The organism is Microbacterium sp. NPDC058021 (assembly GCF_042885955.1).
In the GTDB taxonomy this organism is placed as follows: domain Bacteria; phylum Actinomycetota; class Actinomycetes; order Actinomycetales; family Microbacteriaceae; genus Microbacterium.
This window is the reverse complement of the sequence record NZ_JBHVRF010000004.1, coordinates 379,817-404,550: the sequence shown is the minus strand read 5'-3', so window position 1 is coordinate 404,550 and position 24,734 is coordinate 379,817. Positions and strand designations below refer to the sequence as shown.

Genomic DNA, 24,734 nt, shown 5'->3' with positions numbered 1-24,734 from the left:
GTGTCACCGTCAGAGCAGGGAGCCGAAGACGGTGTCGTAGATGTCGATCGCCTCGGCGACCTCGGCGTCGGTGACGACGCAGGGCGGGACGACGTGGATGCGGTTCTCCGCCGTGAACGGCAGCAGGCCCGCGGCGATCAGTCCCTGCTTCAGCGCCCCGATCGTCCCCGCCGGCAGCGGCTCGCGCGTGTCGCGGTCGGCGACGAGCTCGAGCGCCCAGAAGACGCCTTCGCCGCGCACTTCGCCGATGGCCTCGTGCCGCTCGGCGAGGCCTGCCAGGGCGGGGCCCAGCACGTCGTCGCCGATGCGCCGGGCGTTCTCCACGATCCCCTCGGACTCCATCGCGTCCAGCGCCGCGACGATCGAGGCCGCCGCCAGCGGATGCCCCGAGTAGGTGAGCCCGCCCGGGAACACCCGGTCGTCGAACGTCGCGGCGATCTCGTCGGAGATGATGACCCCGCCCACCGGGACGTAGCCGGAGTTGACGCCCTTCGCGAAGGCGATGAGGTCGGGGCGGGTGTCGTGGCCCTCGAACGCGAACCACTTGCCGGTGCGGCCGAACCCGGACATCACCTCGTCGAGGATGAGCATGATGCCGTAGCGGTCGCAGATCTCCCGCACTCCGGCGAGGTAGCCGGGAGGCTGCACGAGGATGCCGGCGGTGCCGGGGAGGGATTCCAGCAGGATCGCGGCGATGCCGTCGGGGCCCTCGGCCTGCACGACCCGCTCGAGGTGGCGCAGCGCCCGCTCGGACTCCTGCTCGGGCGTCGTCGCCCAGAACTCCGACCGGTACAGGTACGGCCCGAAGAAGTGCACGTGGCCCCGGGCGAACTCGTTCGGGATGCGCCGCCAGTCACCGGTGGCCACGATCGCCGCTCCCGTGTTGCCGTGGTACGAGCGGTAGCGCGAGAGCACCTTGTCGCGGCCGGTGTGCAGCCGCGCCATGCGGATGGCGTTCTCGATGGCGTCGGCGCCGCCGTTGGTGAAGAACACCTTGGTGAAGCCGTCCGGTGCCTTCGCCACGATGCGGGCGGCCGCTTCGCCACGCGCGAGGTTCGCCGTGGAGGGGGCGATCGTGGCCAGCGTCGCGGCCTGTTCCTGGATCGCGGCGACGACGGCCGGATGCTGGTGGCCGATGTTGACGTTCACCATCTGACTGGAGAAGTCGAGGTAGCTCTGCCCGGAGTGGTCCCACACCCGCGAGCCGAGGCCCCCGGCCACGACGATGGGGGAGAGGGAGCGCTGCGCCGACCAGGAGTGGAACACGTGCGTGCGGTCCAGCTCCAGCGCGCGGGCGTCTGTGCTGTCGGTCATCGTCAGCCTTTCTTCAGGGGTGCTGCCGGCCGGTCGCCCGGCCGGCAGCAGGTGGTGCTACTGGCCGCCCTCGGTGAGGGTGACCTCGATCGGGGAGTACTGCCCACCGACGACGACCCCATCCTCCACGAGCTGGTCCAGGGCGTCCTGGATGTAGTCGTTGGAGTAGGCCGTGTCGGCGGGTTCGGTGGTGATGAGGTTGAGCCCGTCCTGGTTGGTCGCCGCGAGTGCCCCGGCGACGGTGCGGTCCCACGCCGCCTCGTCGACGACGCCGAAGTCGCCGCCGCCCCAGATGAGCTTGTTGACCTCGTTCATCTGCCAGAGCTGGTGCACCGGTCCGACCGGGAAGGCGGCTTCGGCGTTGATGGCGGCGTCGTAGGTGATCTCCGCCGCCTCCTCGGGGTTGTCCCGCGCGAAGATCCAGCCCTTCGTCACGGCCTTGAGGAACCGCACGGCGGCGTCGGCGTATGCCGGGTCGTCGGCGAGACGCTGCGTGTCGGCCCACAGCGCGTCCTGCAGCATGGCGCCCTCGGTGTCCTCGTAGCTGATGACATCGAAGTCCTCCGGCTGGTACAGCTCGCCGGTCTCGGGGTTCACGACCTCGAGGATCTGCGCCCACTCGTTGTAGGTCATCGCCTGGGCGGCATCCACATCGCGGTCCAGCAGCGCGTTCATGCTGAAGTCCTGCGTCGTCACCGACACCGTCGTGGCGTCCAGGCCCTCCGCGGCCATGGCTGCGAAGATCTCCCACTCGTTGCCGAACCCCCATGAGCCGATGCGCTTGCCTTCGAAGTCGGCGACCGATTCGATGCCGTCGCCCGCCCACGACACCTGCATCGTGCCGGATTTCTGGAACACCTGCGCGATGTCGGTGAGCTCCACGCCGGTGGCCTCGAGCGTGCCGAGCACCTTCGGCACCCACGCCACGGCGAAGTCGACGTCGCCGGCGACGAGGGCATCCTGCGGCACGATGTCGCCGCCGGAGGGGATGATCTCGACCTCGTCGAAGCCCTCCTCCTCGAAGTACCCCTGATCGAGCGCGACGTAGTAGCCCGCGAACTGCGCCTGCGGCAGCCACTGCAGCTGCAGCGAGACCGAGGTGAGCGGTTCGAACTCGGCGTCGGAGCCGCCGTCGGCGTCGTCGGTGCCGCCTCCGCCGGAGCACCCGGCGAGCGCGAGGCCCGCGACGACGACGGCGGTGAGCGCGGCGGCGCCGCGATGGTTGCTGTGTCTCATGCTGTTCCTTTCGTTCGGGTGGTGCAGGATGCCGGTCACCCCGGCGACCGCCTCGCCACGATCCGCTCGAGCAGCGCAGTGACGAGGAAGAACGACAGACCGATGAGGATGCCGCCGGCGACGTACGCCCACGCCAGCGCCGCACGGCCCGATTTGGCGTAGGTCGCGATCGCCGTGCCGATGCCGTCGGCGGGTCCGCCGAAGTACTCCGCCACGAGGGCGGCGATGACGGCGAGCGAGCTTGCGATGCGCAGTCCCGTCATGAGGTAGGGGAGCGCGGTCGGCAGGGTCAGCGTGCGGAAGGTCTGCCCGCCGGTCGCCGCCGACGCCCGCAGCACGTCGCGGTGCACGGGACGGGTCTGGCGCAGACCCCGCAGCACGTTGACGAACACCGGGACGAAGGCGGCCAGGCCCGCCACCGCCTGCCGGCCGAACTGACTGGACGCACCGAACATGGTGTTGAGGATCGGGGTGAGCGCGACGATCGGCACGACCGCGATGGCCGCGACCAGCGGCGCCACCATGCCGTCGACCGGACGGGACGCGGCGGCGAGCCCGGCCACCACGACGGCGAGCACCGAGCCGACGACGAGACCCACGAGGGCGTTGGTGGCGGTGACCGCCATGTCCTCGGCGATGATCCCCCACCGCGCCACGAGTTCCGTGGCGATCGCGACGGGCCCGGGCAGCATGCGCGGCGCGGTGCCCAGCATGTCCACCCACAGCACCCAGAGCGCGAGCCCCAGGATGCCGACGATGATGGGCGCCCCCACCCGCAGCCACGCCGGCGGCATCCACGTGCCGTACTCGGGCGCGGTACGCGCGCGGCGAAGGGTCTGGGTCTGGGTCATCGTTCGTCCGCCCTCGTGCGCGGTGCGCCGTGGAGGGCCTCGCGCACCGCGGTGACCCGTTCGAAGTACGCCGGGGACTCCCGCAGCGCCTCGTCGCGCACCCCGAGCGAGGTGGGCACGACGGTCGTGATGCGGCCTGGCCGAGGGCTCATCACGACGACCCGGTCGGAGAGGAACACCGCCTCGGGGATGGAGTGGGTGACGAACACCACCGCGGCGCCCGTCTCGGCGGCGATGCGCACGAGCTCGGACTGCAGGTACTCGCGGGTCATCTCATCCAGCGCCCCGAACGGCTCGTCCATGAGGAGTAGCCGCGGGCGTGCGGCCAGGGCCCGGGCGATCGCGACCCGCTGCTGCATGCCGCCGGAGAGCTGGTCGGGGTAGCGGTCGACGAAGTCGGCGAGGCCCACGAGCTCGGCCAGCTCGCTCACGCGGTCCCGGCGCTCGCCGCGGGCGACGCGGTGCAGCTCCAGCGGCAGGGAGATGTTGGCCGCCACCGTGCGCCAGGGGAGCAGGCCCGCCTGCTGGAACGCGATGCCGTAGTCCTGGTCGATGCGGGCGCGCGGTGCCGGCTTGCCGAAGATCTCCAGCGTTCCGGTGGACGCGGCATCCAGGTCTGCGATGAGACGCAGCAGCGTGGACTTGCCGCACCCGGAGGGGCCGATGAGGGAGACGAATTCGCCCGCGGCGACCGTGAGGTCGACCGCGGTGAGGGCGACCACTTCTCCCGCCTTCGTGGGGAACGTCTTGCCGACGCCGGTCGCGCGCACCGCGGTCGCGGTGTCGGCGGCGGCCGTCTGCCGATCGGGTTCGTGCGCCTGTCGTAGCGTCATGCCGTCGCCTCGCCTCTCCGGTAGTTCGAAAGCCCGAGCCCCATGATCGCGATCGACCCTGCGGCGATCAGCCCGAGCGCGATCGCCCCGAACGTCGGACCCCACGGCGCGGCGGGATCGCTGGAGGCCTGGCCCGCGAGCTGGATGAGCATGCGCCCGATGCCGCCGCGCATGCCGATCGACACTTCGGCGACCACCGCGCCCAGCACCGCGTTGGCGGCCGCGAGACGCAGCGCCGGGAGCAGGTAGGGCACCGCGGCGGGCAGCCGCAGGCGCACGAGCGTCGGCCAGTAGCCGGCGGCGTAGCTGCGCATGAGGTCGACGTGGGCACGCTCGGGGGAGCGCAGGCCCTGCAGCGCCCCGATCGCGACGGGGAAGAACGCCAGGTACGACGCGATGATCGCGACCGAGAACCACTGCGGCCAGGGGGTTCCGGACCGGTCGATCTGCGTGCCGATGCTGCTGATGACGGGGGCGAACGCGATGAGCGGCACGGTCTGGCTGAGCACGATCCACGGGAGCATGCCCCACTCGGCCAGCCGCCAGCGCTGCATCACGAGACCGAGGGCTGCCCCCACGACGACCCCGATCGCCCAGCCGGCGGCGGCGATGCCGAGGGTCGTGAGAGCGGCGGTGATCACCGGGACGATCAGGGGCGGCGTGGCCCCGCCGCTGGCCGACTGGCCGAGCCGGGCGAACATCTCCCAGATGTGCGGCATGGCGCGGTCGTGGGTGCGGGGGAGGATCATGACCCCCGAGCCCGGCTCGCCCGCGACGGCGCCGACGATGAGCCCTTCGGCGGGGCCCGCGAATTTGTACAGCTCCCACAGCGCCGCCACGGCGAGCACGCCGACGACGCCCCAGACGAGCGCCCGCGTGCGCCGGGTCATCGCTTCGCCGTGATGTGCGCGGACAGCGCGGGGATGACCGTTTCGCCGTAGACCCGCAGCGTCTCTTCCTTGTTGTCGTGCTGCAGGTACCCGGCGAACTGGGTGACGCCGATGGCGCGCAGGTGCTCGAGACGGGCGATGTGCTCCTCGGCGGTGCCGAGGATGCAGAACCGGTCGACGATCTCGTCGGGGACGAAATCGACGTGGTCGTTGCCGGCGCGGCCGTGGGAGTTGTAGTCGTACCCGGCGCGGCCGGTGATGTAGTCGGTGAGGGCGTCGGGCACGTCGCCGTGGTGACCGTACTTCGTCACGATGTCGGCGACGTGGTTGCCGACCATGCCGCCGAACCACCGGCACTGATCGCGCATGTGCGCGGCATCCTCGCCGATGTACATGGGGGCCGCGACGCAGAACGCGATGGAGTCGGGGTCGCGGCCGGCGGACGCTGCGGCATCCTTGACCGTCTTGATCATCCACGCAGCGATGTCCACGTCGGCCAGCTGCAGGATGAATCCGTCGCCGACCTCGCCGGTGAGCTTCAGGGCGAGTGGGCCGTAGGCGGCGACCCAGACGTCCAGCTGCGACCCGCGGCTCCAAGGGAACTGCAGCGTCGCGCCGCGGTAGTCCACCGGGCGGGAGTTCGCGAGCTCCCGGATCACGTGGATCGATTCGCGCAGCTCGGCCAGGGTGGTCGGCTTGCCGCCGGTCACCCGCACCGCCGAGTCGCCGCGGCCGATGCCGCAGATGGTGCGGTTGCCGTACATCTCGTTGAGGGTCGCGAACACCGACGCCGTCACCGTCCAGTCGCGGGTCGCGGGGTTGGTGACGAAGGGGCCGACCATGACGCGCCGGGTGGCGGCGAGGATCGCGGAGTGCACGACGTAGGGCTCTTCCCACAGCAGATGCGAGTCGAAGGTCCACACGTGGCTGAAGCCGTGGGCTTCGGCGAGCTGGGCCAGCTGCACCGTGCGGGCGGCGGGCGGGTTGGTCTGCAGGACGACACCGAAGTCCATGGGCGCTCCTAGATGAGGTACTGGCTGAGGCCGCGCCGCACGAACCGGCCGTCGCCCTTGCGACCGAGGTACTGGCCGTCGTCGACGATGACCTTGCCGCGGGAGAGCACGGTGTCGACGTGTCCGTCGATCTCGAAGCCCTCCCAGGCGGAGTGGTCCATGTTCATGTGGTGCGTCTTGCCGTAGCCGATGGACGTGTGGCCGGCGGGGTCGTAGACCACGATGTCGCCGTCGGCACCGGGCTGGATGACGCCCTTGCGGCCGTACATGCCGAACATGCGCGCGGGGGTGGTGCTGGTCAGCTCCACCCACCGCTCCAGCGAGATCTCGCCCGTGACGACCCCCTGGTACATGAGGTCCATGCGGTGCTCGATCGATCCGATGCCATTGGGGATCGCGCGGAAGTCGCCCCGCCCCAGCTCCTTCTGGTCGGTCATGCAGAAGGGGCAGTGGTCGGTGGAGACCATCTGCAGGTCGTTGGTGCGCAGCGCCTGCCACATGTGGTGCTGATGCCCCTCGGCGCGGGAGCGCAACGGGGTGGAGCACACCCACTTGGCCCCCTCGAACGCCCCCCACTGCTCGCTGGAGGCGCCCAGCTGCTCCTCGAGCGAGAGGTAGAGGTACTGCGGGCACGTCTCGCCGAACACGTTCTTGCCGTTGTCGCGCGCCCAGGCCAGCTGCTGCACGGCCTGCTTGGCGCTCACGTGCACGACGTACAGCGGGGCGCCGGTGAGGTCGGCGAGCATGATCGCGCGGTGCGTCGCCTCCTCCTCCGCCTGCCACGCGCGGGCGACGCCGTGGAAGTACGGGTCGGTCTCCCCACGGGCGACCAGCTGCTCGGCGAGCACGTCGATGACCGGGCCGTTCTCGGCGTGCATCATCGTGAGCATGCCGGTGGCGGCGGAGGTCTGCATGGCCTTGAGGATCTGCGCGTCGTCGGAGTAGAACACCCCGGGGTACGCCATGAAGAGCTTGAAGCTCGTGATGCCCTCGTCGACGAGCTTCGGCAGTGCCCGCAGCGACTGCTCGTCGACCCCGCCGACGATCTGGTGGAAGCCGTAGTCGATCGCGCACTGGCCGGCGGCGAGCTCGTGCCAGTGGGCGAGGCCGTCTTCGATGCGCTCGCCGGTGCGCTGCACGGCGAAGTCGACGATGGTCGTCGTCCCGCCCCACGCGGCGGCGCGGGTGCCGGTCTCGAACGTGTCGCTGGCGGCGGTGCCGCCGAACGGCAGCTGCATGTGGGTGTGCGCGTCGATGCCGCCGGGGATGACGTACTTGCCGGTGGCATCGATGACGGTGTCCACGGATGCCGCGACATCGCTGCCGAGCAGGGTGGACCCCGGTGCCAGCACCGCGGCGATGGTCTCGCCGTCGATGAGCACGTCGGCGGGGGCACGGCCGGTGGCCGAGACGACCGTGCCGCCGGTGATCAGTGTCGTGACCATGTCAGCCTCTCGTTCGTCTGGTGCTCACGGCGCCGTCAGGTTCGTGTAGGTGTCGGGCCGGCGGTCCCGGTAGAACTGCCAGTCGTCGCGCATCTCCTGCACGAGATCCATGTCGAGGTCGCGCACGAGGATCTCCTCGGCGTGGGCCGAGCCGAGGGTGCCCACGTAGTTGCCGCGCGGGTCGACGACCTGGCTGGTGCCGTAGAAGGTCACCGCCTCGTCGCCGTACTCGTTGTCCTCGCGGCCCACGCGGTTGGGGGCGAGCACGAAGTAGCCGTTGGCGACCGCCGCGGCGGGCTGCTCGATCTCCCACAGTCGGTTCGAGAGCCCGGGCTTGGTGGCGTTGGGGTTGAAGACCATGTGCGCGCCGTTGAGCCCCAGTGCCCGCCACCCCTCCGGGAAGTGCCGGTCGTAGCAGATGTACATGCCGATGCGTCCGACGGCGCTGTCGAACACGGGGTAGCCGAGGTTGCCGGGACGGAAGTAGAACTTCTCCCAGAACTTCTCGACGTGGGGGATGTGGTTCTTGCGGTAGATGCCGCGGGTCGAGCCGTCGGCATCCACCAGCACCGAGGTGTTGTAGTACACCCCCGTCTGCTGCTCCTCGTAGATGGGCAGCACCATCACGACGCCCAGCTCCTTGGCCACCGCGGCGAACCGCTGCACGACGGGCCCGTCGACGGGCTCGGCGTAGCGGTAGTACTTCTTGTCCTGGGTGATGCCGAAGTAGGGGCCGTAGAACAGCTCCTGGAAGCAGAGCACCTGCGCGCCCTGCGCGGCGGCATCCCGGGCGAAGTCCTCGTGCTTGTCGAGCATCGACGCCTTGTCGCCCGTCCACGTGGTCTGGGTGATCGCTGCGCGTACCGTCGTCATCGTCGCCTCCTGGCTGGACCGTCGGGTATGGCGGACCGTCGACGCTGCGGATGCCGCGGGTGCGTCAGCGGGTCGTCCCCGTTCTGTTATCTTTCGGGTTGAACATTTCTCTTCGGTTTCGTCCTGTGACGCGAGCGTAAATGCTGGCCCGCGAATGTGGTAGAGGGAGATCGCGTGGTGCTGCCGGTGGACTTCCCCGACCGTTCGCCGCAGGGGATCGCGGGCGTGATCGCGCGACTCGTGACCGACGGGGTGCTCGCTCCCGGCGACCGGCTGCCCACCGTGCGCGAGGTCGCCGCCGACCTGTCGGTGAGCCCCGCGACGGTCAGCGCCGCCTGGCAGGCCCTCGCCCGCACCGGCACGATCGTCTCGCGGGGACGGGCCGGCACGTTCGTCCGCGGCGTGCGGCGCGACTGGCTGACCCGCCGCGTGCAGGGGCTGTCGGCGCGCGAGGGGGACTGGCGGCTCGACCTGTCGCTCGGCACCCCCGACCCGGCGCTGCTGCCGTCGCTGGCGGCGGCGTTCTCGCACGTGACGCTGCGCGCCGACACCGGCCGCTATCACGACCTGCCGGTGCTGCCCGAGCTCGCGGCCGTGCTCGAGCGGGACTGGCCGTGGCGCGCGCAGGCGATCACCGTCGTCGACGGCGCACTGGACGGCATCTCCCGCACGCTCGAGCAGGTGGTGCGCTTCGGCGACAGGGTGGCGGTGGAATCGCCCGGGTTCCCCTACTTCTTCGACCTCGTCGAGGCCCTGGGCGCGGAGGCCGTGCCGCTGTCGCTCGACGACGAGGGCGTGCGGCCGCAATCGCTCGCCGATGCGCTCGTCGAGCGCCCCACCGCGGTGATCCTGCAGCCGCGGGCGCACAACCCGACGGGGGCGTCGATGTCGGCCGAGCGCGCGCGGCGGCTGGCGGCGGTCATCGGTGCGGCGCGCGACGGGTCGCGGGTGGTCGTGATCGAGGACGATCACTCCGGGCTCATCTCCATGGCGCCGGCCGTGTCGCTCGGGCTCTGGCTGCCCGACCAGGTCGTGCACGTGCGCAGCTTCTCGAAGTCGCACGGCCCCGACCTGCGCATCGCGGCGCTGGGTGGGCCGGCTCGGCTGGTGGAACGGCTCGTCGCGCGGCGGATGCTGGGGCCCGGGTGGACCTCGCGCCTGCTGCAGACGGTACTGCTGGACATGCTGACCGATCCCGAGGCGCTCGCCGCCGTGGGCGCCGCCCGGCACGTGTACCGTGATCGCGGCGAAGCGCTGGTCACGGCGCTGCGCCGCGAAGGTGTGGCCGTTCCCGGCCACGACGGACTGAACCTGTGGGTGCCGGTGGCCGACGAGCGGGCGGCCACCGTGCATCTGGCGGCCGCGGGCATCGCCGTGGCCGCCGGCACCCCGTTCGTCATCGACGGCGGTCCCGCGCATGTGCGCGTGACCGCCGGGGTGGTCGCGGGCGACGTGTCCGCCGTCGCCCGCGACCTCGCCGCCGCCGCCCGCGCCGGTCGCGGCTGACCCGAGCCTTCCCCGTCGCTCCGCCCCTTCCGCGCCGTCGCCTTCCCGCGCGGTCGCCTTCCCGCGCCGTCCCGCGCCGTCCGTCCGCGCTGCTCCGGTGTCACTTGCGCACAGTCTTGGCGCGCGGCATCCGCCATTGGTGACACTCGAGCCGCTCGGCACGCGGGCGCCGGTCGTCCGCGCCGTTCCGGTGTCGCTTGCGCACAGTCGGGGCGCGCGGCATCCGCCATTCGTGACATTCGAGCCGCCCGGGGACGCCGCGCGGCCGCTCGGCACGCGGGCGCCGGTCACCCGCGCTGTTCCGGTGTCGCTTGCGCACAGTCGGGGCGCGCGGGACCCGCCATTCGTGACACTCGAGCAGCCCGAGGGCGCCGCGCAGCCGCCGGGGCGCGGGCCACGCGGCGCGCGGCAATACATCGCGCGATGGATGCCGCGGCCACCGCCGTCCCGTAGCGTCGAAGGGTGTTCCGCCAGCTCAAGACCTACCAGATCGTCGTCGACGTCGGCGGCGCCGGGCTGTTCGGGCTCCTCGCGTTCTACCTGGAACTCGAGCTGGGGCGGGACCTGCCCTACAACGCCGTGGCGGCGGCGCTGCTGGCCGTCGCGATGGCCGCCGCACTGGCCGTTCGCCGGCTGTCGCCGGGCCTCGCCCTGGGACTGGCCTGGTGCGGCGCGATCCTGCAGATGGTGTTCGAGCGCCAACCCAGCCCCACCGACGTCGCGATCTTCGCGGTGCTCTACACGACCGCCGCCTACGGAACGCGACGGGTGTTCTGGGCCGGCTTCGCTTCGGTCATCGTCGGCGCGATCACCATCGCGACGTACCTCTTCGCCCCCTCCGTTCACCCGCTCGGCCGCTCCGGGATCACCACCGCCGTCGCCATCCTCATCGCGGCGCTGTTCGGCCTGGGCCTGGCGTGGACCACGGGCGCCCTCGTGCGCACCGGCATCCGGGCGCGCGAGAACCGTCGCGCGCAGGTGGCCGCCGAGGCCGACACGGTCGCCGAGCAGGAACGCGTGCGCATCGCCCGCGACATGCACGACGTCGTCGCGCACTCGCTGGCCGTCGTCATCGCGCAGGCCGATGGCGCGCGGTATGCCGCCGCGGCGGACCCCGCCGCCGCCACCGCCGCGCTCGGCACGATCTCATCCACCGCGCGAGCCGCACTGTCCGACGTGCGGCTGCTGCTCACCCAGCTGCGCCACAGCCAGGGCGAGGGGCCGCAGCCCACCATCGCCGACCTCGAGGAGCTGTACGCGCAGGTGCGCGCCGCGGGCGTCGACCTGCGGGTGTCGGTGGATCCGACCCCGCCGGGCGAGCCGCCGGCCGCCGTGCAGCTGGCGGTCTACCGCATCCTGCAGGAGGCGCTCACCAACGCGCTGCGTCACGGCGGTCCGGGTCCGGTGCACGTGTGGCTGTCGTGGCGACCCGACCACGTGACGCTGTCGGTCGCCAACGCCCGCGCTGCGACGGCACCGGCGGAGCACTCCGGGCGCGGCCACGGCCTCATCGGCATGCGCGAGCGCGCGCAGCTCGCCGGTGGATGGCTGGATGCCGGCGTGGACGGCGAGACCTTCGTCGTGCGCGCCGCGATCCCCGTCGGGGCGGCGGTGACCGCATGAGCGCCTCCCCGATCCGCGTCGTCCTCGTCGACGACCAGGCACTGTTCCGCGCCGGCATCCGCATGCTGGTCGATTCGCAGCCCGACCTCACCGTCGTGGGCGAGGCCTCCGACGGGCGCGAGGCGATCGGCGTCGTGCGCGCCACCCGCCCCGACGTCGTGCTGATGGACATCCGGATGCCGGTCATGGACGGCCTCACCGCCACCGCGGAGCTGCTGACCGATCCCGTGCTCGACGGTGCCCCGCCGCGCATCGTGATGCTCACCACCTTCGACCTCGACGAGGCGGCCGCCCGGGCCATCCGCCAGGGCGCGAGCGGGTTCCTCCTCAAGGATGCCGAGCCGGAGTTCCTCCTCGCCGCCATCCGCACGGTGCACGCCGGGTCCGCCGTCATCGCCGCGGCCGCGACGCGGGCGCTGTTCGCGCAGTTCGCCGAGCCGGCCCGCCCCGTGCCGGCGCAGTTCGGCGCGCTCACCGACCGCGAGAAGGAGATCTTCGCCCTCGCCGCGCGGGGACTCAGCAACGCCGAGATCGCCGCGCGCGAGTTCTTGTCCGAGGCGACGGTGAAGACCCACATCAGTCGCATCCTCACGAAGCTGGCGCTGCGCGACCGCGTGCAGCTGGTGGTGTTCGCCTTCGAACACGGGCTGGCCTGATCCCCGCTGTCGATGTTCCCCCCCGCTGAGCGCGGGGCGTCGCCTCGGGGGCGGCCGCGGCTGCGGGGATCATCCTTGCGATGTACACGGATGCCACCGCGGGCCGATGCGGCCGCCCCCCGCCCGCTCGTACGGTCGTTGTCATGGAGATCACTTCGACCGAGCTGGGGCTCGCGGCACGCGTGCAGAACCTGACCAAGACGTACGGCACGGGCGGCAATGCCGTGCGTGCGCTCGACGGGGTGAGCGTCGGCATCCGCCGTGGCGAGTTCACCGCGATCATGGGGCCGTCGGGTTCGGGCAAGTCCACCCTGATGCACGTGATGGCGGGGTTGGATGCCGCCACGAGCGGCCGCGCCTGGATCGGCGACACCGACATCACCGACCTGTCGGACCTCGAGCTCACCGTGTTGCGTCGCCGCCGCGTCGGGTTCGTGTTCCAGGCGTTCAACCTCGTCCCGACGCTGGACGCGATGGCCAACATCCTGCTGCCGTTCGACCTGGACGGTCGCCGCCCCAGCGCGAACGAGCGGGCCCGCATCGACGGTCTCATCGAGACGCTCGGGCTCGGCGCGAGACTCGGACACCGCCCGCACGAGCTGTCCGGTGGACAGCAGCAGCGCGTGGCCATCGCACGCGCCCTGGCGACGGGCCCCGACCTCGTGTTCGCCGACGAACCGACCGGCAACCTGGATTCCCGCAGCGGCCGGGAGGTGCTGAGCCTGCTGGCGTCGGCATCCCGTGATCGCGGCCAGTCGATCGCGATGGTCACGCACGATCCGGTGGCCGCCGCCCACGCCGACCGGGTGATCTACCTCGCCGACGGCCGTGTCGTCGCCGACAAACCGCGCCAGAGTGCCGAGGAGATCTCGGCGTTCATGCTCGCCGCCGAACTCGGCGTCGCAGAGCTCGGCATCGACGAGGTGCCGGCGTGACCGCCGCAGCGGTCGCTGTCGCGGAGCCGCGGCCGGCGGCATCCTCTCGCCTCGCGTGGCTGCGCGAGCGGGGAATGGGTGCGACCGTGCTGGTCTCGGCGATCTCCGCCGGCTTCGGGGTGGCCCTGCTGACGGCCACCGGATACATCGGCGCGGTGCTGCGCGCCGATCCGCTCTACGGCGACTCCGGCACCCTCACGCTCGTGGTCGGCATCCTGAGCGTGCTGCTGGTGGCGGTGGCCGTGTACGTGGGCGCGATCGTCACGGCCAACACGTTCGCCACGATCGTCGCCGGGCGCACCCGCCAGATCGCGCTGATGCGGCTGATCGGGGCATCGGCTCGGGCGCAGCGCGCGCAGGTGGCGGGGCAGGGACTGGCCGTCGGTGCGATCGGCGCGTTCCTGGGCCTGGTCGGCGCCACGGTCGTCTGCATCGCCGTGATGCCGACGCTCGACCGCATCACCGGCGTGGACACCGGCTACGTCGTGGCCGGTCCGCTGCTGCTCGTGCCGGCGGTCGCCGTCGCGCTGACCACCTGGGCGGCGGCATGGGCGGGGTCTCGCCGGGTGCTGTCGGTGACGCCGCTGCAGGCGCTGGGCGGCTCGGTCGAGGCGACGCGGGAAGAGGTCGCCGGGCGGCCGAAGCGCAACGGCTGGGCTGTTGCACTCGTCGCGCTGGGGGTGCTGCTGCTGGGCGGCGGCATCGTGGTGGGGCTGCTCACGCCGTTCGGCGTCGTGGTCGCCTTCCTCGGCGGGCTGTTCTCCTTCACCGGGCTGACCCTCGCCGCGCCGCTGGTCATGCCGCCGCTGCTGCGGCTGACCGGACGCGCGTTCGGCGGATCCGCTCCGGCGCGGCTCGCGGCCGAGAACGCCCTGCGATACCCGGAGCGTTCGAGCCGGATGGCCATCGGCGTCGTCATGGGCGTCGCGCTGGTGACGATGTTCGCCGTCGCGACGGAGTCGGTGAAGGCGCTGCTGGCGCGATCGTCCGGCGGGGAGGTGCACGTGACCATCGCGCAGACGCTGGATTCGTTCGCCGCCGTGATGATGGTGCTGGTCGGGGTGAGCGCCGTGATCGCCGCCGTCGGACTGGTCAACCTGCTGACGATCGGAGTGGTGCAGCGGCGCCGGGAGCTCGGGCTGCTGCGGGCGCTCGGCCTGACCGGCGGCCAAGTGCGCCGCATGGTGCTGCTGGAGGCGGTGCACGTGACGCTGACGGCGCTGGCGTTCGGGCTCGTGCTCGGGGTCACGTACGGGTGGGCCGCAGCGCAGTCGCTGCTGGGGGCGGTGCGGACGCCGCCCGACTGGATCTCGCCGACCTTCGTCGCCCCTGCGGTGCCGTGGCTCGCGGTGCTCGTGGTCGTCGCCGCGACGACCGTGCTCACGCTCGTGGCCGCCGTGGTTCCCACCCGGCTCGCGACCCGCGTGGCCCCGGTCGCGGCGCTCGCCGAGTAGCCCGGCCGCGCCAAGCCACGAGCCGCTCCGGTGTCGCTCGCGCACAGTCGCGGCCCGTGGCATCCGCCATAAGCGACACTCGAGCGGCTCGGGGGTGGCGCGCGGGGGGCGGCGCGGGGTCAGGGGGTGGGGGCGGGATCGAACGCCCAGGTGCGGGCGAGGGTCCGCAGGCGCGCGCCGCGCCACTGCCACACTCCCCACAGCATCGGCCACAGCGTCGGGGCCGCCGCCCCGCCGATCACGAGCCGCTCGCGCCACAGCGTGCGGGTCGGGTCCCCGGGCGCCGGCGACACCGCCATCTGGTGGTCCCACACGTCGAGCACGGACAGCGGCCCCGTCAGTGGGATGCCGCTGTCTCGCATCACCCGCACGTCGCCCTCCGACGACGCCACCCGACGGTCGCTCACATGGATGAGCTGCTGTCCGAGCGTCAGCCCGGCCGAACGCAGCTCCACCGGGATGTCGGCCCCCGGCTCCAGCCTGGTCGGCAGTCCGGCGGCATCCATCGGCACCATCTCGAGCAGTGGTCCGTAGAGCTCGGCCACCGCGCGCGGGGAGTGCAGGGCACGCCACGCGGCATCCGCGTCGCAGTCCAGAACCAACTTCAGCAGAATCCGCATGCGAGCAGTCTCCCATCCGCTAGTTTGGGAGCGCTCCCATATCGCGTCACCACCCCGAGGACCCTCATGACCACGAACCCCGCCACCGAGTCCGGGGACCGCTCGCACGTGCGCCCGCCCGTCGAGTCCGTCGCGCAGATTTCCGCCCTGCTGTTGGACACCGATCCGACGCTCGATCCGGAACTGGCCCGCACGGCGCGGCAGGCCGCGGCCGAGGGCGCCGTGCTGCTGCGCAACGACGGCACGCTGCCGCTGGGCATCGAGCGCCCGGTCGCGGTTTTCGGCAGGGTGCAGATCGACTGGTTCGCGGTCGGGTACGGCTCCGGCGGCGACGTGAAGGTGCCCTACGTGTGGAACCTGCTCGCGGGGCTCCGCGACGCCGGCGTGCGCGTGGACGAAGAGGTCGCCGAGCTCTACACCGCGTGGGCGGCCGACAACCGCCCGTCGTACGAAGGCACCTGGGGGCAGTGGCCCCACCACTTCCCCGAGATGCTGCTGGACCCCGCCGTCGTCACGGCCGCCGCCACGCGCGCCGAGACCGCCGTCGTGGTCATCGGCCGCGCCGCCGGGGAGGCGCGGGAGAGCGTGCTCGAGCCGGGCAGCTTCTACCTCACCGACGACGAACGGATGCTGCTTGACCGCGTCACCACCGCGTTCGCGCGCACCGTCGTGATCCTCGACGCCGGCAACGTCATGGATCTGTCGTGGCTCGGCGACTACGGCGACCGCATCGGCGCGGTGCTCTACGCGTGGCAGGGCGGCATGGAGGGCGCGCGCGCCGTGGCCGCCGTGCTCGCCGGCGAGATCGCCCCCAGCGGCAAGCTCACCGATACGATCGCGCACACCTACGCCGACTACCCCAGCGCGACGAACTTCGGCGGCGCCGATTTTAACGTCTACGCCGAGGACGTCTTCGTCGGCTACCGCTACTTCGAGACGTTCGCGCAGGACCGGGTGCAGTTCCCGTTCGGCTTCGGCCTCGGGTACGCCTCGTTCGACGTCACCGTGGTGGAAGCGACGACGGATGCCGCCGATGCCGCATCGGCCCGCGTCACCGTGACCGTCGATGTGCGCAACACCGACGCCGTCCATAGCGGCAAGGAGACGGTGCAGGTGTACCTCGCTGCGCCCGACGGCCGGCTCGGCAAACCCGCCCGCGCGCTCGCCGCCTTCGCGAAGACCGGGCTCCTCGCACCGGGCGAGACCGAGCGACTGACGCTGCAGTTCCGCCTCGCCGACCTCGCGTCCTACGACGACTCCGGTGTCACCGGGCACCGCAGCGCGTTCGTGCTCGAGCCGGGGGAGTACGCCATCCTCGTCGGCACCGACGTGCGCTCGGCATCCCTGGCGCTGACCGTGCCCGTCGACGAGCTGCGGGTCGTCCGGCAGGTCGCCGAGGCCGCGGCGGCGCAGACGCCCTTCGCGCGGATGACGCTGGCCCGCGACGACTCCGGCGCGGCCGTGGTCGCGTGGGAGGACGCACCGCAGGCGACCGTGGACCGCCGCGAGCGCATCCTCTCGGGGCTGCCGGACGCGATCGCGTTCACCGGCGACCAGGGGATCAGCCTGGATGCCGTCGCCGCCGGCCGCGCGACGCTGGACGCATTCATCGCCCAGCTCACGCCGGAGGAGCTGGCGCTGCTGGCCCGCGGCGACGTCACCATGCACAGCCCCCTGGGCGCACCCGGCAACGCCGGCGTGCTCGGCGGGGTCTCGCCGGAGCTCCGCGCCAAGGGCGTGCCCCCGATCACGACGACCGACGGGCCCAGCGGACTGCGTCTGTCGGCATACGCCTCGCTGTTGCCGTCCGGCACCGCGCTCGCGTCGACCTGGAACCCCGCACTCGTGCGGGAGCTGGCGGCGCTTCACGGCCAGGAGATGCTCCGCAAGGGCTCGGATGTGCTGCTCAGTCCGGGGATGAACATCCACCGCGACCCGCTGTGCGGCCGCAATTTCGAGTACTTCTCCGAGGACCCCCTGGTCACCGGGCGCTTCGGCGCCGCCATCGTGCAGGGCGTGCAGTCGGCCGGCGTCTCGGCGTGCCCCAAGCACTTCGCCGCGAACAACCAGGAGACCAACCGCACCCGCAACGATTCCCGCGTCTCGGAGCGGGCGCTGCGGGAGATCTACCTGCGCGGCTTCGAGCTGTGCGTCGCCGAGGCGCAGCCGCGCACCATCATGACCTCCTACAACCAGATCAACGGCGTGTGGGCGCATTACCACCACGACCTCGTGACCACGATCCTGCGCGGCGAGTGGGGCTACACCGGATGCGTCATCACCGACTGGTGGATGGAGGATGCCGACGACCCCGACTTCCCCGACCTCACCGACAACGCCTACCGCGTGCGCGCGCAGGTGGACGTGCTCATGCCGGGCGGCGTGAAAACCGCCGACGGCCCGCAGGCGTACGCCGACGACACGATCCTGCAGTCGCTCGCGCGTGCCGACGGCCTCACGATCGGCGAGCTGCAGCGCGGCGCGCGCAACGTGCTGGGCCTCGCGCTGGCCCTGGCGCCGGTGCTCGCGGACCGAGCCGGCGCGTAGCCTGGAACGATGCCCGGTCCGTTTCACCAGTCCCGCTACCAGGTGCGCTTCGAGCGCGGCGCGGAGGGCCTTGATCGCCTCGCGCCCGCCGACGTCGTCGTGGTGGTCGACGTCCTGCGGTTCTCGACGACGGTGACCGACGCCGTGGCATCCGGCGCCCGGTTCCCCCTCGACGACGCCGCGCACGCGGTGTCGATCAACGGTGCCGCCCTTGCGGCGCGGGCGGCCGCCTCCGGTGCCGTCGTGTTGCTCGGGTGCCTGCGCAATGCGTCGGCGGTGGCCGACGCCGTGCTCGCCGAGCAGCACCGCCGCGGTGCCCGCACGAGCATCGCGGTCATCGCCGCGGGTGAGCTCGAGGGGCGGGAGCCCGGTGCGCGCCTGCGCGTCGCGGTGGAGGACGACCTCGGCGCCGGTGCCGTGATCGACGCGCTCGCCGCCCGCGGCATCGACCACTCCTCGCCCGAGGCCGCCGCCGTATGCGAGTCGCTGCGGGGCCTGCGCGCGGCGGTGCGGCACCTGCTGACCGCCGCAGGATCGGGCCAGGAGCTCATCGAGCAGGGGCGAGCGGACGACGTGCGCGCCGCCGCCGTGATCGATGCGGTCGACGCGGTGCCGGTGCTGCGCGGCGACGGGTTCGAGCGGTACTGAACCGGCGGTGGATGCCGCTCAGCGCGGCGACTGCGCCGCCAGCCGGGTCGCCGGTGTGATCTCCCGGCGGTGCCAGCGGAACAGGAACCGTTCGTCGAACGTCGGCGCGCACCTGGCACACGACGTCGCCCGCGTCACGCGGCGGTGCCGGTAGGCGACATGCCCCGCGGGACACTCACCGACCCATGGCGCCAGGTCGTTGGCCGGCTCGCCGTGGTGGGTGACGCCGCCGGTGTAGCCGATCTGCCGCGCGGTGCGTCGCCACGCGGCGCCGTGCCCGGCCGAGGCTCCGGCCAGCGCGTGGGCGACCTCGTGCAGCAGCGTCTGCCGATTGGTCTCGTCGTCGTAGCGGGCCGCGAGGTAGCGCGACACGCTGATGCGTTTATCGCGGTAGTTGCACAGGCCGGCACGCCGCTTGGCGTGGTCGAAGGCGAACGACCACGAATCGTCGAGGTGTTCGGCGAGGAGCTGCTGCGCCATCAGGCGCACGTCTTGCGGGTCCGACATGAGGGAAGAGTAGAACGTACCTACGACACTCAGGCCGTCAGTACGCGGCCGCGGCGCCGCTCGGCGGCATCGATGGCGAGCAGAGTCGACTCCAGCTGGTCTTCGGGGGCGCCTGCCTCCTGCCGCAGGAACAGTGCGCGCTTGAAGTCCGCGCGTGCCGACACGAAGTCACCCGCGTCGTAGTGCACCTTGCCGCGGTGCTGGTAGGCGAACGCGCCCAGCGCCGCCCAACCCTGGCCCTCGGCCTCTTCCGCGCAGGTCGTCAGCTCCTGCTCGGCGGCGGCGTACGCGCCGCGGAACTGCAGAATCGTCGCGTGCAGCACGCGGGCGCGCAGCAGGTCCTTGCGGGTCCCGGCCATGCGGGCCAGCCGCACCGACTGCTCCGAGATCACGAGGGCGTCGTCGAGGCGATCGAGCACCTTCAGCAGCCACACGCGCTCCAGCAGGGCCGCGAGGCTGCGCTGCTCGCCGATCTCGTCCAGACGCTCCTGGCAGGCGTCCAGGTCGACCTGCTCGCGCAGGGTGTCCCGGTCGTACCCGAGGATGAAACTCACGATCGACTCCCTTCGTACGCGGCTCGCCTGTCCAGTCTCACCCGACCCGCCGCCGGGTGCCCGAGGGCACGCCGCGTCGCCGGAACCCCGCCCCCGGCATCCGCCGCCCGTCGGGCATCCGCCCGCCCCGGCATCCGCTTGCCCCGGCATCCGCTTGCCCCGGCGTTCGCCCGCCTCCCGGCATCCGCCCGCCCCCGGCATCCGCCCGCCTCCGGCATCCGCTCTTCCGCCGAGAAACCACTTTCCGGCTCGGAAACCACGCACCGCGTGGTGTCTCAGCCGAGAAGTGGTTTCTCAGCTGCGGGGGACCCTCGACGGACGTACGGGCTCCCGCGCGCCCCGCTTGGCCCGGCATCCGCCCGCCTCCCGCATCCGCCCGCCCCGGCGTCCGCCCGCCCCGGCATCCGCTCATCCGGCGAGAAAGTGGTTTCTCGGTCCCGAGCACGCCCGCCCGCGCCCAGCCCCCGCGCGTCAGCGGTCGAAGACGGACTGCGACGGCTTCGGCGAGGGGGTGGCGTCGGCGTCGGTGGCGACGCGGGCGCCGCGCACGAAATCGTCCAGCTCGGCGCCCTGCGCGACCTTCGCCGGGTGGGGGCCCGCCGCCATGAGGCGCGGCAGCCACTCGGTCGGCAGGGGCGAATCGGATGCCACGATGACGAGGTTGCCGAAGCGGCGTCCCTTGAACAGCTGCACCTCGGCGAGCACGATGACGTGCGCGAACACCTCCCGCACGGTCGCCACCTGGCGCCGCGCGAACGCGAGCCCCGAGCCATCGGCGACGTTCACCAGCAGCACGCCGTCGGATGCCAGCACGCGCGCCGCGGCCCGGTAGAACTCCACCGTCGTGAGGTGGGCGGGGGTCTGCGCGCCGGCGAACACATCGGACACGAGCAGGTCGGCCTGCCCGATGAGGGCAGGCGGCAGACGGTCCAGGCCCGCCCGCGCGTCCCCGATGCGCATGCGCACCTGCGCGCCGCGCGGCAGCGGCAGGTTCTCGCGCACGAGGTCGACGAGGGCCTGCTCCAGCTCGATCACCTGCTGGCGGGAGCCGGGTCGGGTGGCTTCGACGTAGCGGGGGATGGTCAGTGCGCCCGCTCCCAGGTGCACCGCCGACAGCGGCTGCCCCGGCATCCGCAGGCGGTCGATCACCGCGCCCATGCGGGCGACGTACTCGAAATGCAGGTGTGTCGGGTCGTCGAGGTCGACGTGCGACTGCGGGGTGCCGGCGACGTCGAGCTCGAACCCCGACACGTAGCGCGACGGCACGATGCGCGCGATCGTGCCGTCCGACAGGCGCGCCTGCGGGGGCGGTTCTTCGATGCTCGCTCGCGCCATGGCCTCCAGGCTACCGGCCGAGCCGAAACAGGATCGAGACAAAGGTGTAATCAACCAGCTCGCCGGGCACCGGTAGCGTCGAGGATCAACACGTGCCGCCGGGGGTCTGACTGGCCAGGGCGGCTGTCCTCTCATCGGAAGGTGCACGACCCATGCTCCATTCACGTAAACGACGCGGCGCCCTGCTGGCCGCCGCGAGCGTGGCCATGGCCGCGCTCGTGCTGTCGGGCTGCTCGAGTCAACGCGACGCCGGCACCGGCGACGAAACCGGCGACGCCGATGTCGACGGAACCTTCGTCTTCGCCGCCTCGTCCGATCCCGCGGGCCTCGACCCCGCCTTCGCGCAGGACGGCGAGACGTTCCGCGTCGCACGCCAGATCTTCGAGGGCCTCGTCGGCACCGAGCCCGGCACCGCCGACCCGGCGCCGCTGCTGGCGGAGTCATGGGAGTCCTCCGAGGACGGCCTGACCCACACCTTCTCGCTCAAGGAGGGCGTGACCTTCCACGACGGCACCGAGTTCAACGCCGAAGCGGTGTGCGCCAACTTCGACCGTTGGTACAACTGGGAGGGCCTGGCCGCCAGCGAGGCACTGGCCTACTACTACACCAAGCTCTTCCGCGGCTACGCGTCCGACCCGTCATCGGCGGTGTACGCCTCGTGCTCGGCCGACGACGCCACGACGGCGACCGTCACGCTGAACCAGCCGTTCGCCGGCTTCATCCCGGCGCTGTCGCTGCCCGCGTTCTCGATGCAGAGCCCCACCGCGATGGCGGAGTTCTCCGCCGACGAGGTCGGCGGCACGGCCGAGGCGCCGACGCTGTCGGAGTACGCCACGGCGCACCCCTCCGGCACCGGCCCGTACGTCTTCGAGGAGTGGGCACCGGGTGAGCAGGTCACCCTCGTCGCCAACGAGGACTACTGGGGCGACACCGGGCAGATCGACGAGATCATCTTCCGCACCATCGACGACCCGACCGCGCGCCGCCAGGCGCTCGAGTCCGGCTCGATCGACGGCTACGACCTCGTCGGTCCCGCCGACACCGCCGCCCTCGAAGAGGACGGCTTCACCATGGTGTCTCGTCCGCCGTTCACGATCCTCTACCTCGCGTTCAACCAGGCCGTTCCCGAGCTGCAGGACCCGCTCGTGCGCGAAGCCCTGTCGTACGCGATCGACAAGGACGCCCTCATCACGCAGGTGCTGCCCGAAGGCACCGAGAAGGCGACCCAGTTCATGCCCGACACGGTCAACGGGTACAACGACGACGTCACGACCTACGAGTACGACCCCGCCAAGGCGCAGGAGCTGCTCGCGGAGGCCGGCTACGACGAGGCCAACCCGCTGACGCTGACGTTCAACTACCCCGTCAACGTGTCGCGCCCCTACATGCCCGACCCGGAGCAGATCTTCACGGTGCTCTCGGCTCAGCTGGGTGAAGTGGGCGTCGTCACCAACCCGGTCTCCAACGAGTGGGGCGACTACCTCGATCTCACCAGCGGCAGCACCGACCACGGCATCCACCTGCTCGGCTGGACCGGCGACTACAACGACACCGACAACTTCGTCGGCGTGTTCTTCGGAGCGCAGTCGAACGAGTGGGGCTTCGACAACCCGGCACTGTTCCAGGCGCTGCAGGAGGCCCGTGGCATCCCGAACCTCGAGGAGCAGTCGGCGCTGTACGAGGACATCAACGAGATGGTCGCGACCTTCATCCCGGGTGTGCCGCTGGCCCACCCGGCGCCGACGCTGGCCTTCGACCCGCGGGTCGAGAGCTACCCGGCGAGCCCGGTCAACGACGAGGTCTTCAACCAGATCGTGCTGACCGAGTAAGCGCGGCCCGTGCCGTAATGTGCGGTGCGGGATGAGGTCCGCCCTCCTCCCGCACCGCACTCCCACGCCGACGACGACGAGAGACTCACGCATTGCTGCGCACCATCGGTAAGAGGCTGCTGCTTCTGATCCCCACCCTGTTCGGGTTGAGCCTGCTGCTGTTCTTCTGGGTCCGGGCGCTGCCCGGTGGACCGGCCGTCGCCCTCCTGGGCGAGCGGGCCACGCCCGAGGCGGTGGCCCGCATCAACGAGCTGTACGGCTTCAACGAGCCGATCGTGCAGCAGTACTTCACCTGGATGGGGCAGCTGCTCTCCGGTGATTTCGGCGTCTCGCTGCAGACCGGGCGACCGGTGACCGAGGAGTTCTTGCGCCGCTTCCCCGCGACGATCGAGCTGTCGCTGCTGGCACTCATCCTCGCGGTCGGCATCGGCATTCCGCTCGGCTACTGGGCGGCCCGCCGACACGGCAAGTTCACCGATCACGCGTCGGTCGTGCTGAGCCTCGTCGGCATCACGATCCCGGTGTTCTTCCTGGCCTTCATCCTCAAGTACATCTTCGCCGTGCAGCTGGGCTGGCTCCCCAGCGACGGCAGGCAGAACCCCCGCATCGATGCGACGCACTACACCGGCTTCTACGTGCTCGACGGCATCCTCACGGGAGAGTGGGATGCCGCATGGGATGCGTTCCTGCATCTGCTGCTGCCGGCCATCGCGCTCGGGACCATCCCCCTCGCGATCATCGTGCGCATCACGCGCGCCTCGGTGCTCGAGGTGCAGAACGCCGACTACGTGCGCACCGGCGCCGCGAAGGGCATCTCGCGCGCCACGCTGCGCGACCGCTTCATCCTGCGCAACGCCATGCTGCCGGTGATCACGACGGTGGGCCTGCAGGCGGGCCTGCTGCTGTCGGGGGCGATCCTCACCGAGACGGTGTTCGCCTTCCCGGGCATCGGCTCGTTCCTGGCCGGCGCCATCTTCAACCGCGACTTCCCGGTGCTGCAGGGCTTCATCATCTTCATCGCCATCGTCTACGCGCTCATCAACCTGCTGGTGGATGTGTCGTACAGCGTCATCGACCCGAGAGTGAGGGTCTCGTGAGCTCCAGCATCCTGCCTCCCGCCCCGAGCGGCGGCCCCGTCGACGACACCGCCATCGTCGACCGCGAACTGCTGTCCGCCAAGACCCAGGGTGGATTCTGGCGTGACGTCTTCCGGCGCCTGCGCCGCAACCCCGCCGCCTGGGCCGGCGCCGTGATCGTGGCGATCTTCGTGCTGATCGCCGTGTTCGCGCCCTGGCTGGCGCCGTACCCCGAGATGGCGCTGCCGGGGGCGAAGTACATCACCCCCACCTACATCCCCGGTCCCGGCGAACTGCCGCAGTTCCCGCTGGGTCTTGACCGCTTCGGCGGCGACGTGCTCTCCAAGCTCATCTGGGGCGCGCAGGCGTCGCTCATGATCGGTGTGGTCTCCACGGTCTTCGGCCTGGCCGGCGGCGCCGTGCTGGGGCTCCTCGCCGGCACCTTCGGCGGCTGGGTCGACAACGCCGTGATGCGTGTCGTCGACATCCTGCTGTCGGTGCCGAGCCTGCTGCTGGCGGTGTCGATCGCCGCGGTGCTCGGCCAGTCGCAGCTGTCGGTGATGATCGCCGTGGGGGCCTCGCAGGTGCCGATCTTCGCGCGTCTGCTGCGCGCGTCGATGCTGCAGCAGCGCTCGGCCGACTACGTGCTCTCGGCGCAGACCCTCGGCCTCGGCCGCGGGCGCATCACGATGAGCCACGTGCTGCCCAACAGCATCGGCCCGGTCATCGTGCAGGGAACGCTCACCCTCGCGACGGCGGTCATCGACGCCGCGGCGCTGTCGTTCCTCGGCCTCGGCGGCGGTCGCCCCGAGACGGCCGAGTGGGGCCGCATGCTCACCTACGCACAGGCGGAGCTCGCCATCGCGCCGTGGCTGGCCTTCCTCCCCGGCATCTGCATCGCCGTCACCGCGCTCGGCTTCACCCTGCTGGGCGAGGCGCTGCGCGAGGCGATGGACCCCCGCACGCGCGGGCGCTGAGGCCGATCGCGG

At 71.7% G+C, this 24,734-nt stretch carries 22 protein-coding genes; 10 read left to right on the top strand and 12 right to left on the bottom strand.

Annotated elements, in window-relative coordinates:
• Window positions 1-9: 9 nt before the first annotated feature.
• The 8 genes from ACFVR6_RS10995 to ACFVR6_RS10960 are packed head-to-tail and all read right to left on the bottom strand — an operon-like array spanning window position 10 to window position 8,455.
• Complete coding sequence (locus tag ACFVR6_RS10995) at window positions 10-1,314, bottom strand: aspartate aminotransferase family protein (protein ID WP_386962646.1); 1,305 nt, start codon at window positions 1,312-1,314, stop codon at window positions 10-12.
• 57 nt (window positions 1,315-1,371) lie between these two features.
• Window positions 1,372-2,550, bottom strand: coding sequence for an ABC transporter substrate-binding protein (locus ACFVR6_RS10990; protein WP_386962643.1), 1,179 nt, complete (start codon window positions 2,548-2,550; stop codon window positions 1,372-1,374).
• Between the two features lie 35 nt (window positions 2,551-2,585).
• A complete protein-coding gene (locus ACFVR6_RS10985) occupies window positions 2,586-3,401 on the bottom strand; it encodes an ABC transporter permease (RefSeq protein WP_386962640.1) in 816 nt (271 codons plus the stop codon).
• Window positions 3,398-4,234 (bottom strand): ABC transporter ATP-binding protein, encoded by an 837-nt coding sequence (locus tag ACFVR6_RS10980; RefSeq protein ID WP_386962637.1) that lies wholly within the window; start codon window positions 4,232-4,234, stop codon window positions 3,398-3,400. Before ACFVR6_RS10980 ends, ACFVR6_RS10985 begins: the two co-directional genes overlap by 4 nt.
• Entirely contained in the window at window positions 4,231-5,124 is an 894-nt protein-coding gene (locus ACFVR6_RS10975) for an ABC transporter permease (RefSeq protein WP_386962634.1), read from the bottom strand. The genes ACFVR6_RS10980 and ACFVR6_RS10975 overlap by 4 nt, the downstream gene beginning before the upstream one ends.
• Window positions 5,121-6,137: a TIGR03842 family LLM class F420-dependent oxidoreductase gene (locus ACFVR6_RS10970; RefSeq protein ID WP_386962631.1), complete on the bottom strand. Its 1,017-nt coding sequence runs from the start codon at window positions 6,135-6,137 to the stop codon at window positions 5,121-5,123. The genes ACFVR6_RS10975 and ACFVR6_RS10970 overlap by 4 nt, the downstream gene beginning before the upstream one ends.
• An 8-nt stretch (window positions 6,138-6,145) precedes the next feature.
• Complete coding sequence (gene hydA / locus ACFVR6_RS10965; protein WP_386962628.1) at window positions 6,146-7,582, bottom strand: dihydropyrimidinase; 1,437 nt, start codon at window positions 7,580-7,582, stop codon at window positions 6,146-6,148.
• Between the two features lie 24 nt (window positions 7,583-7,606).
• Window positions 7,607-8,455: a nitrilase-related carbon-nitrogen hydrolase gene (locus tag ACFVR6_RS10960; RefSeq protein WP_386962625.1), complete on the bottom strand. Its 849-nt coding sequence runs from the start codon at window positions 8,453-8,455 to the stop codon at window positions 7,607-7,609.
• Window positions 8,456-8,629: 174 nt separating this feature from the next.
• Here ACFVR6_RS10960 and ACFVR6_RS10955 point away from each other — a divergent pair, with 174 nt between their 5' ends.
• The 5 genes from ACFVR6_RS10955 to ACFVR6_RS10935 all read left to right on the top strand — a co-directional run bounded on the left by ACFVR6_RS10955 (window position 8,630) and on the right by ACFVR6_RS10935 (window position 14,629).
• Window positions 8,630-9,961 carry an aminotransferase class I/II-fold pyridoxal phosphate-dependent enzyme gene (locus ACFVR6_RS10955; protein ID WP_386962622.1) on the top strand — a complete coding sequence of 444 codons (1,332 nt, stop codon included), beginning with the start codon at window positions 8,630-8,632 and terminating at the stop codon, window positions 9,959-9,961.
• Between the two features lie 462 nt (window positions 9,962-10,423).
• A complete protein-coding gene (locus ACFVR6_RS10950; RefSeq protein ID WP_386962619.1) occupies window positions 10,424-11,584 on the top strand; it encodes a sensor histidine kinase in 1,161 nt (386 codons plus the stop codon).
• The gene (locus ACFVR6_RS10945; RefSeq protein WP_386962616.1) at window positions 11,581-12,240 is read left to right on the top strand and encodes a response regulator; all 660 of its coding nucleotides are present in this window, start codon (window positions 11,581-11,583) and stop codon (window positions 12,238-12,240) included. Before ACFVR6_RS10950 ends, ACFVR6_RS10945 begins: the two co-directional genes overlap by 4 nt.
• A 143-nt stretch (window positions 12,241-12,383) precedes the next feature.
• Window positions 12,384-13,175 (top strand): ABC transporter ATP-binding protein, encoded by a 792-nt coding sequence (locus ACFVR6_RS10940; protein ID WP_386962613.1) that lies wholly within the window; start codon window positions 12,384-12,386, stop codon window positions 13,173-13,175.
• Between the two features lie 74 nt (window positions 13,176-13,249).
• Window positions 13,250-14,629: an ABC transporter permease gene (locus tag ACFVR6_RS10935; protein WP_386962870.1), complete on the top strand. Its 1,380-nt coding sequence runs from the start codon at window positions 13,250-13,252 to the stop codon at window positions 14,627-14,629.
• A 119-nt stretch (window positions 14,630-14,748) separates the two neighbouring features.
• On the opposite strand, the gene ACFVR6_RS10930 is transcribed toward ACFVR6_RS10935, so the two are convergent.
• On the bottom strand, window positions 14,749-15,249 hold the full coding sequence (locus ACFVR6_RS10930; protein WP_386962610.1) for a hypothetical protein: 501 nt from the start codon (window positions 15,247-15,249) through the stop codon (window positions 14,749-14,751).
• Between the two features lie 66 nt (window positions 15,250-15,315).
• Here ACFVR6_RS10930 and ACFVR6_RS10925 point away from each other — a divergent pair, with 66 nt between their 5' ends.
• Together ACFVR6_RS10925 and ACFVR6_RS10920 are read left to right on the top strand one after the other, a co-directional pair.
• Window positions 15,316-17,796, top strand: coding sequence for a glycoside hydrolase family 3 protein (locus ACFVR6_RS10925; RefSeq protein WP_386962607.1), 2,481 nt, complete (start codon window positions 15,316-15,318; stop codon window positions 17,794-17,796).
• 9 nt (window positions 17,797-17,805) lie between these two features.
• The gene (locus ACFVR6_RS10920) at window positions 17,806-18,444 is read left to right on the top strand and encodes a 2-phosphosulfolactate phosphatase (protein WP_386962604.1); all 639 of its coding nucleotides are present in this window, start codon (window positions 17,806-17,808) and stop codon (window positions 18,442-18,444) included.
• An 18-nt stretch (window positions 18,445-18,462) separates the two neighbouring features.
• Here ACFVR6_RS10920 and ACFVR6_RS10915 read toward each other — a convergent pair whose 3' ends face one another.
• From ACFVR6_RS10915 to ACFVR6_RS10905, 3 genes are all read right to left on the bottom strand, one after another.
• Window positions 18,463-18,951, bottom strand: coding sequence for a SprT-like domain-containing protein (locus ACFVR6_RS10915; protein WP_386962601.1), 489 nt, complete (start codon window positions 18,949-18,951; stop codon window positions 18,463-18,465).
• Between the two features lie 29 nt (window positions 18,952-18,980).
• Complete coding sequence (locus tag ACFVR6_RS10910) at window positions 18,981-19,505, bottom strand: hypothetical protein (RefSeq protein ID WP_386962598.1); 525 nt, start codon at window positions 19,503-19,505, stop codon at window positions 18,981-18,983.
• 471 nt (window positions 19,506-19,976) lie between these two features.
• The gene (locus tag ACFVR6_RS10905) at window positions 19,977-20,840 is read right to left on the bottom strand and encodes a spermidine synthase (protein ID WP_386962595.1); all 864 of its coding nucleotides are present in this window, start codon (window positions 20,838-20,840) and stop codon (window positions 19,977-19,979) included.
• Window positions 20,841-20,992: 152 nt separating this feature from the next.
• On the opposite strand from ACFVR6_RS10905, the gene ACFVR6_RS10900 reads away from it, so the two are divergent.
• The 3 genes from ACFVR6_RS10900 to ACFVR6_RS10890 all read left to right on the top strand — a co-directional run bounded on the left by ACFVR6_RS10900 (window position 20,993) and on the right by ACFVR6_RS10890 (window position 24,722).
• Entirely contained in the window at window positions 20,993-22,669 is a 1,677-nt protein-coding gene (locus ACFVR6_RS10900; RefSeq protein ID WP_386962592.1) for an ABC transporter substrate-binding protein, read from the top strand.
• Between the two features lie 92 nt (window positions 22,670-22,761).
• The gene (locus ACFVR6_RS10895; protein WP_386962589.1) at window positions 22,762-23,766 is read left to right on the top strand and encodes an ABC transporter permease; all 1,005 of its coding nucleotides are present in this window, start codon (window positions 22,762-22,764) and stop codon (window positions 23,764-23,766) included.
• Window positions 23,767-23,819: 53 nt separating this feature from the next.
• Window positions 23,820-24,722: an ABC transporter permease gene (locus ACFVR6_RS10890; RefSeq protein ID WP_386962867.1), complete on the top strand. Its 903-nt coding sequence runs from the start codon at window positions 23,820-23,822 to the stop codon at window positions 24,720-24,722.
• Window positions 24,723-24,734: the final 12 nt, after the last annotated feature.

Bases quoted from the DNA above. Each gene is read 5' to 3' on its own strand.
- ACFVR6_RS10900 (WP_386962592.1), top strand. From the start codon at position 20,993: ATGCTCCATTCACGTAAACGACGCGGCGCCCTGCTGGCCGCCGCGAGC.
- ACFVR6_RS10960 (WP_386962625.1), bottom strand. From the start codon at position 8,455: ATGACGACGGTACGCGCAGCGATCACCCAGACCACGTGGACGGGCGAC.
- ACFVR6_RS10930 (WP_386962610.1), bottom strand. From the start codon at position 15,249: ATGCGGATTCTGCTGAAGTTGGTTCTGGACTGCGACGCGGATGCCGCG.
- ACFVR6_RS10915 (WP_386962601.1), bottom strand. From the start codon at position 18,951: ATGTCGGACCCGCAAGACGTGCGCCTGATGGCGCAGCAGCTCCTCGCC.
- ACFVR6_RS10940 (WP_386962613.1), top strand. From the start codon at position 12,384: ATGGAGATCACTTCGACCGAGCTGGGGCTCGCGGCACGCGTGCAGAAC.
- ACFVR6_RS10920 (WP_386962604.1), top strand. From the start codon at position 17,806: ATGCCCGGTCCGTTTCACCAGTCCCGCTACCAGGTGCGCTTCGAGCGC.
- ACFVR6_RS10970 (WP_386962631.1), bottom strand. From the start codon at position 6,137: ATGGACTTCGGTGTCGTCCTGCAGACCAACCCGCCCGCCGCCCGCACG.
- ACFVR6_RS10975 (WP_386962634.1), bottom strand. From the start codon at position 5,124: ATGACCCGGCGCACGCGGGCGCTCGTCTGGGGCGTCGTCGGCGTGCTC.
- ACFVR6_RS10935 (WP_386962870.1), top strand. From the start codon at position 13,250: ATGGGTGCGACCGTGCTGGTCTCGGCGATCTCCGCCGGCTTCGGGGTG.
- ACFVR6_RS10990 (WP_386962643.1), bottom strand. From the start codon at position 2,550: ATGAGACACAGCAACCATCGCGGCGCCGCCGCGCTCACCGCCGTCGTC.
- hydA (WP_386962628.1), bottom strand. From the start codon at position 7,582: ATGGTCACGACACTGATCACCGGCGGCACGGTCGTCTCGGCCACCGGC.
- ACFVR6_RS10985 (WP_386962640.1), bottom strand. From the start codon at position 3,401: ATGACCCAGACCCAGACCCTTCGCCGCGCGCGTACCGCGCCCGAGTAC.
- ACFVR6_RS10945 (WP_386962616.1), top strand. From the start codon at position 11,581: ATGAGCGCCTCCCCGATCCGCGTCGTCCTCGTCGACGACCAGGCACTG.
- ACFVR6_RS10995 (WP_386962646.1), bottom strand. From the start codon at position 1,314: ATGACCGACAGCACAGACGCCCGCGCGCTGGAGCTGGACCGCACGCAC.
- ACFVR6_RS10925 (WP_386962607.1), top strand. From the start codon at position 15,316: ATGACCACGAACCCCGCCACCGAGTCCGGGGACCGCTCGCACGTGCGC.
- ACFVR6_RS10905 (WP_386962595.1), bottom strand. From the start codon at position 20,840: ATGGCGCGAGCGAGCATCGAAGAACCGCCCCCGCAGGCGCGCCTGTCG.
- ACFVR6_RS10980 (WP_386962637.1), bottom strand. From the start codon at position 4,234: ATGACGCTACGACAGGCGCACGAACCCGATCGGCAGACGGCCGCCGCC.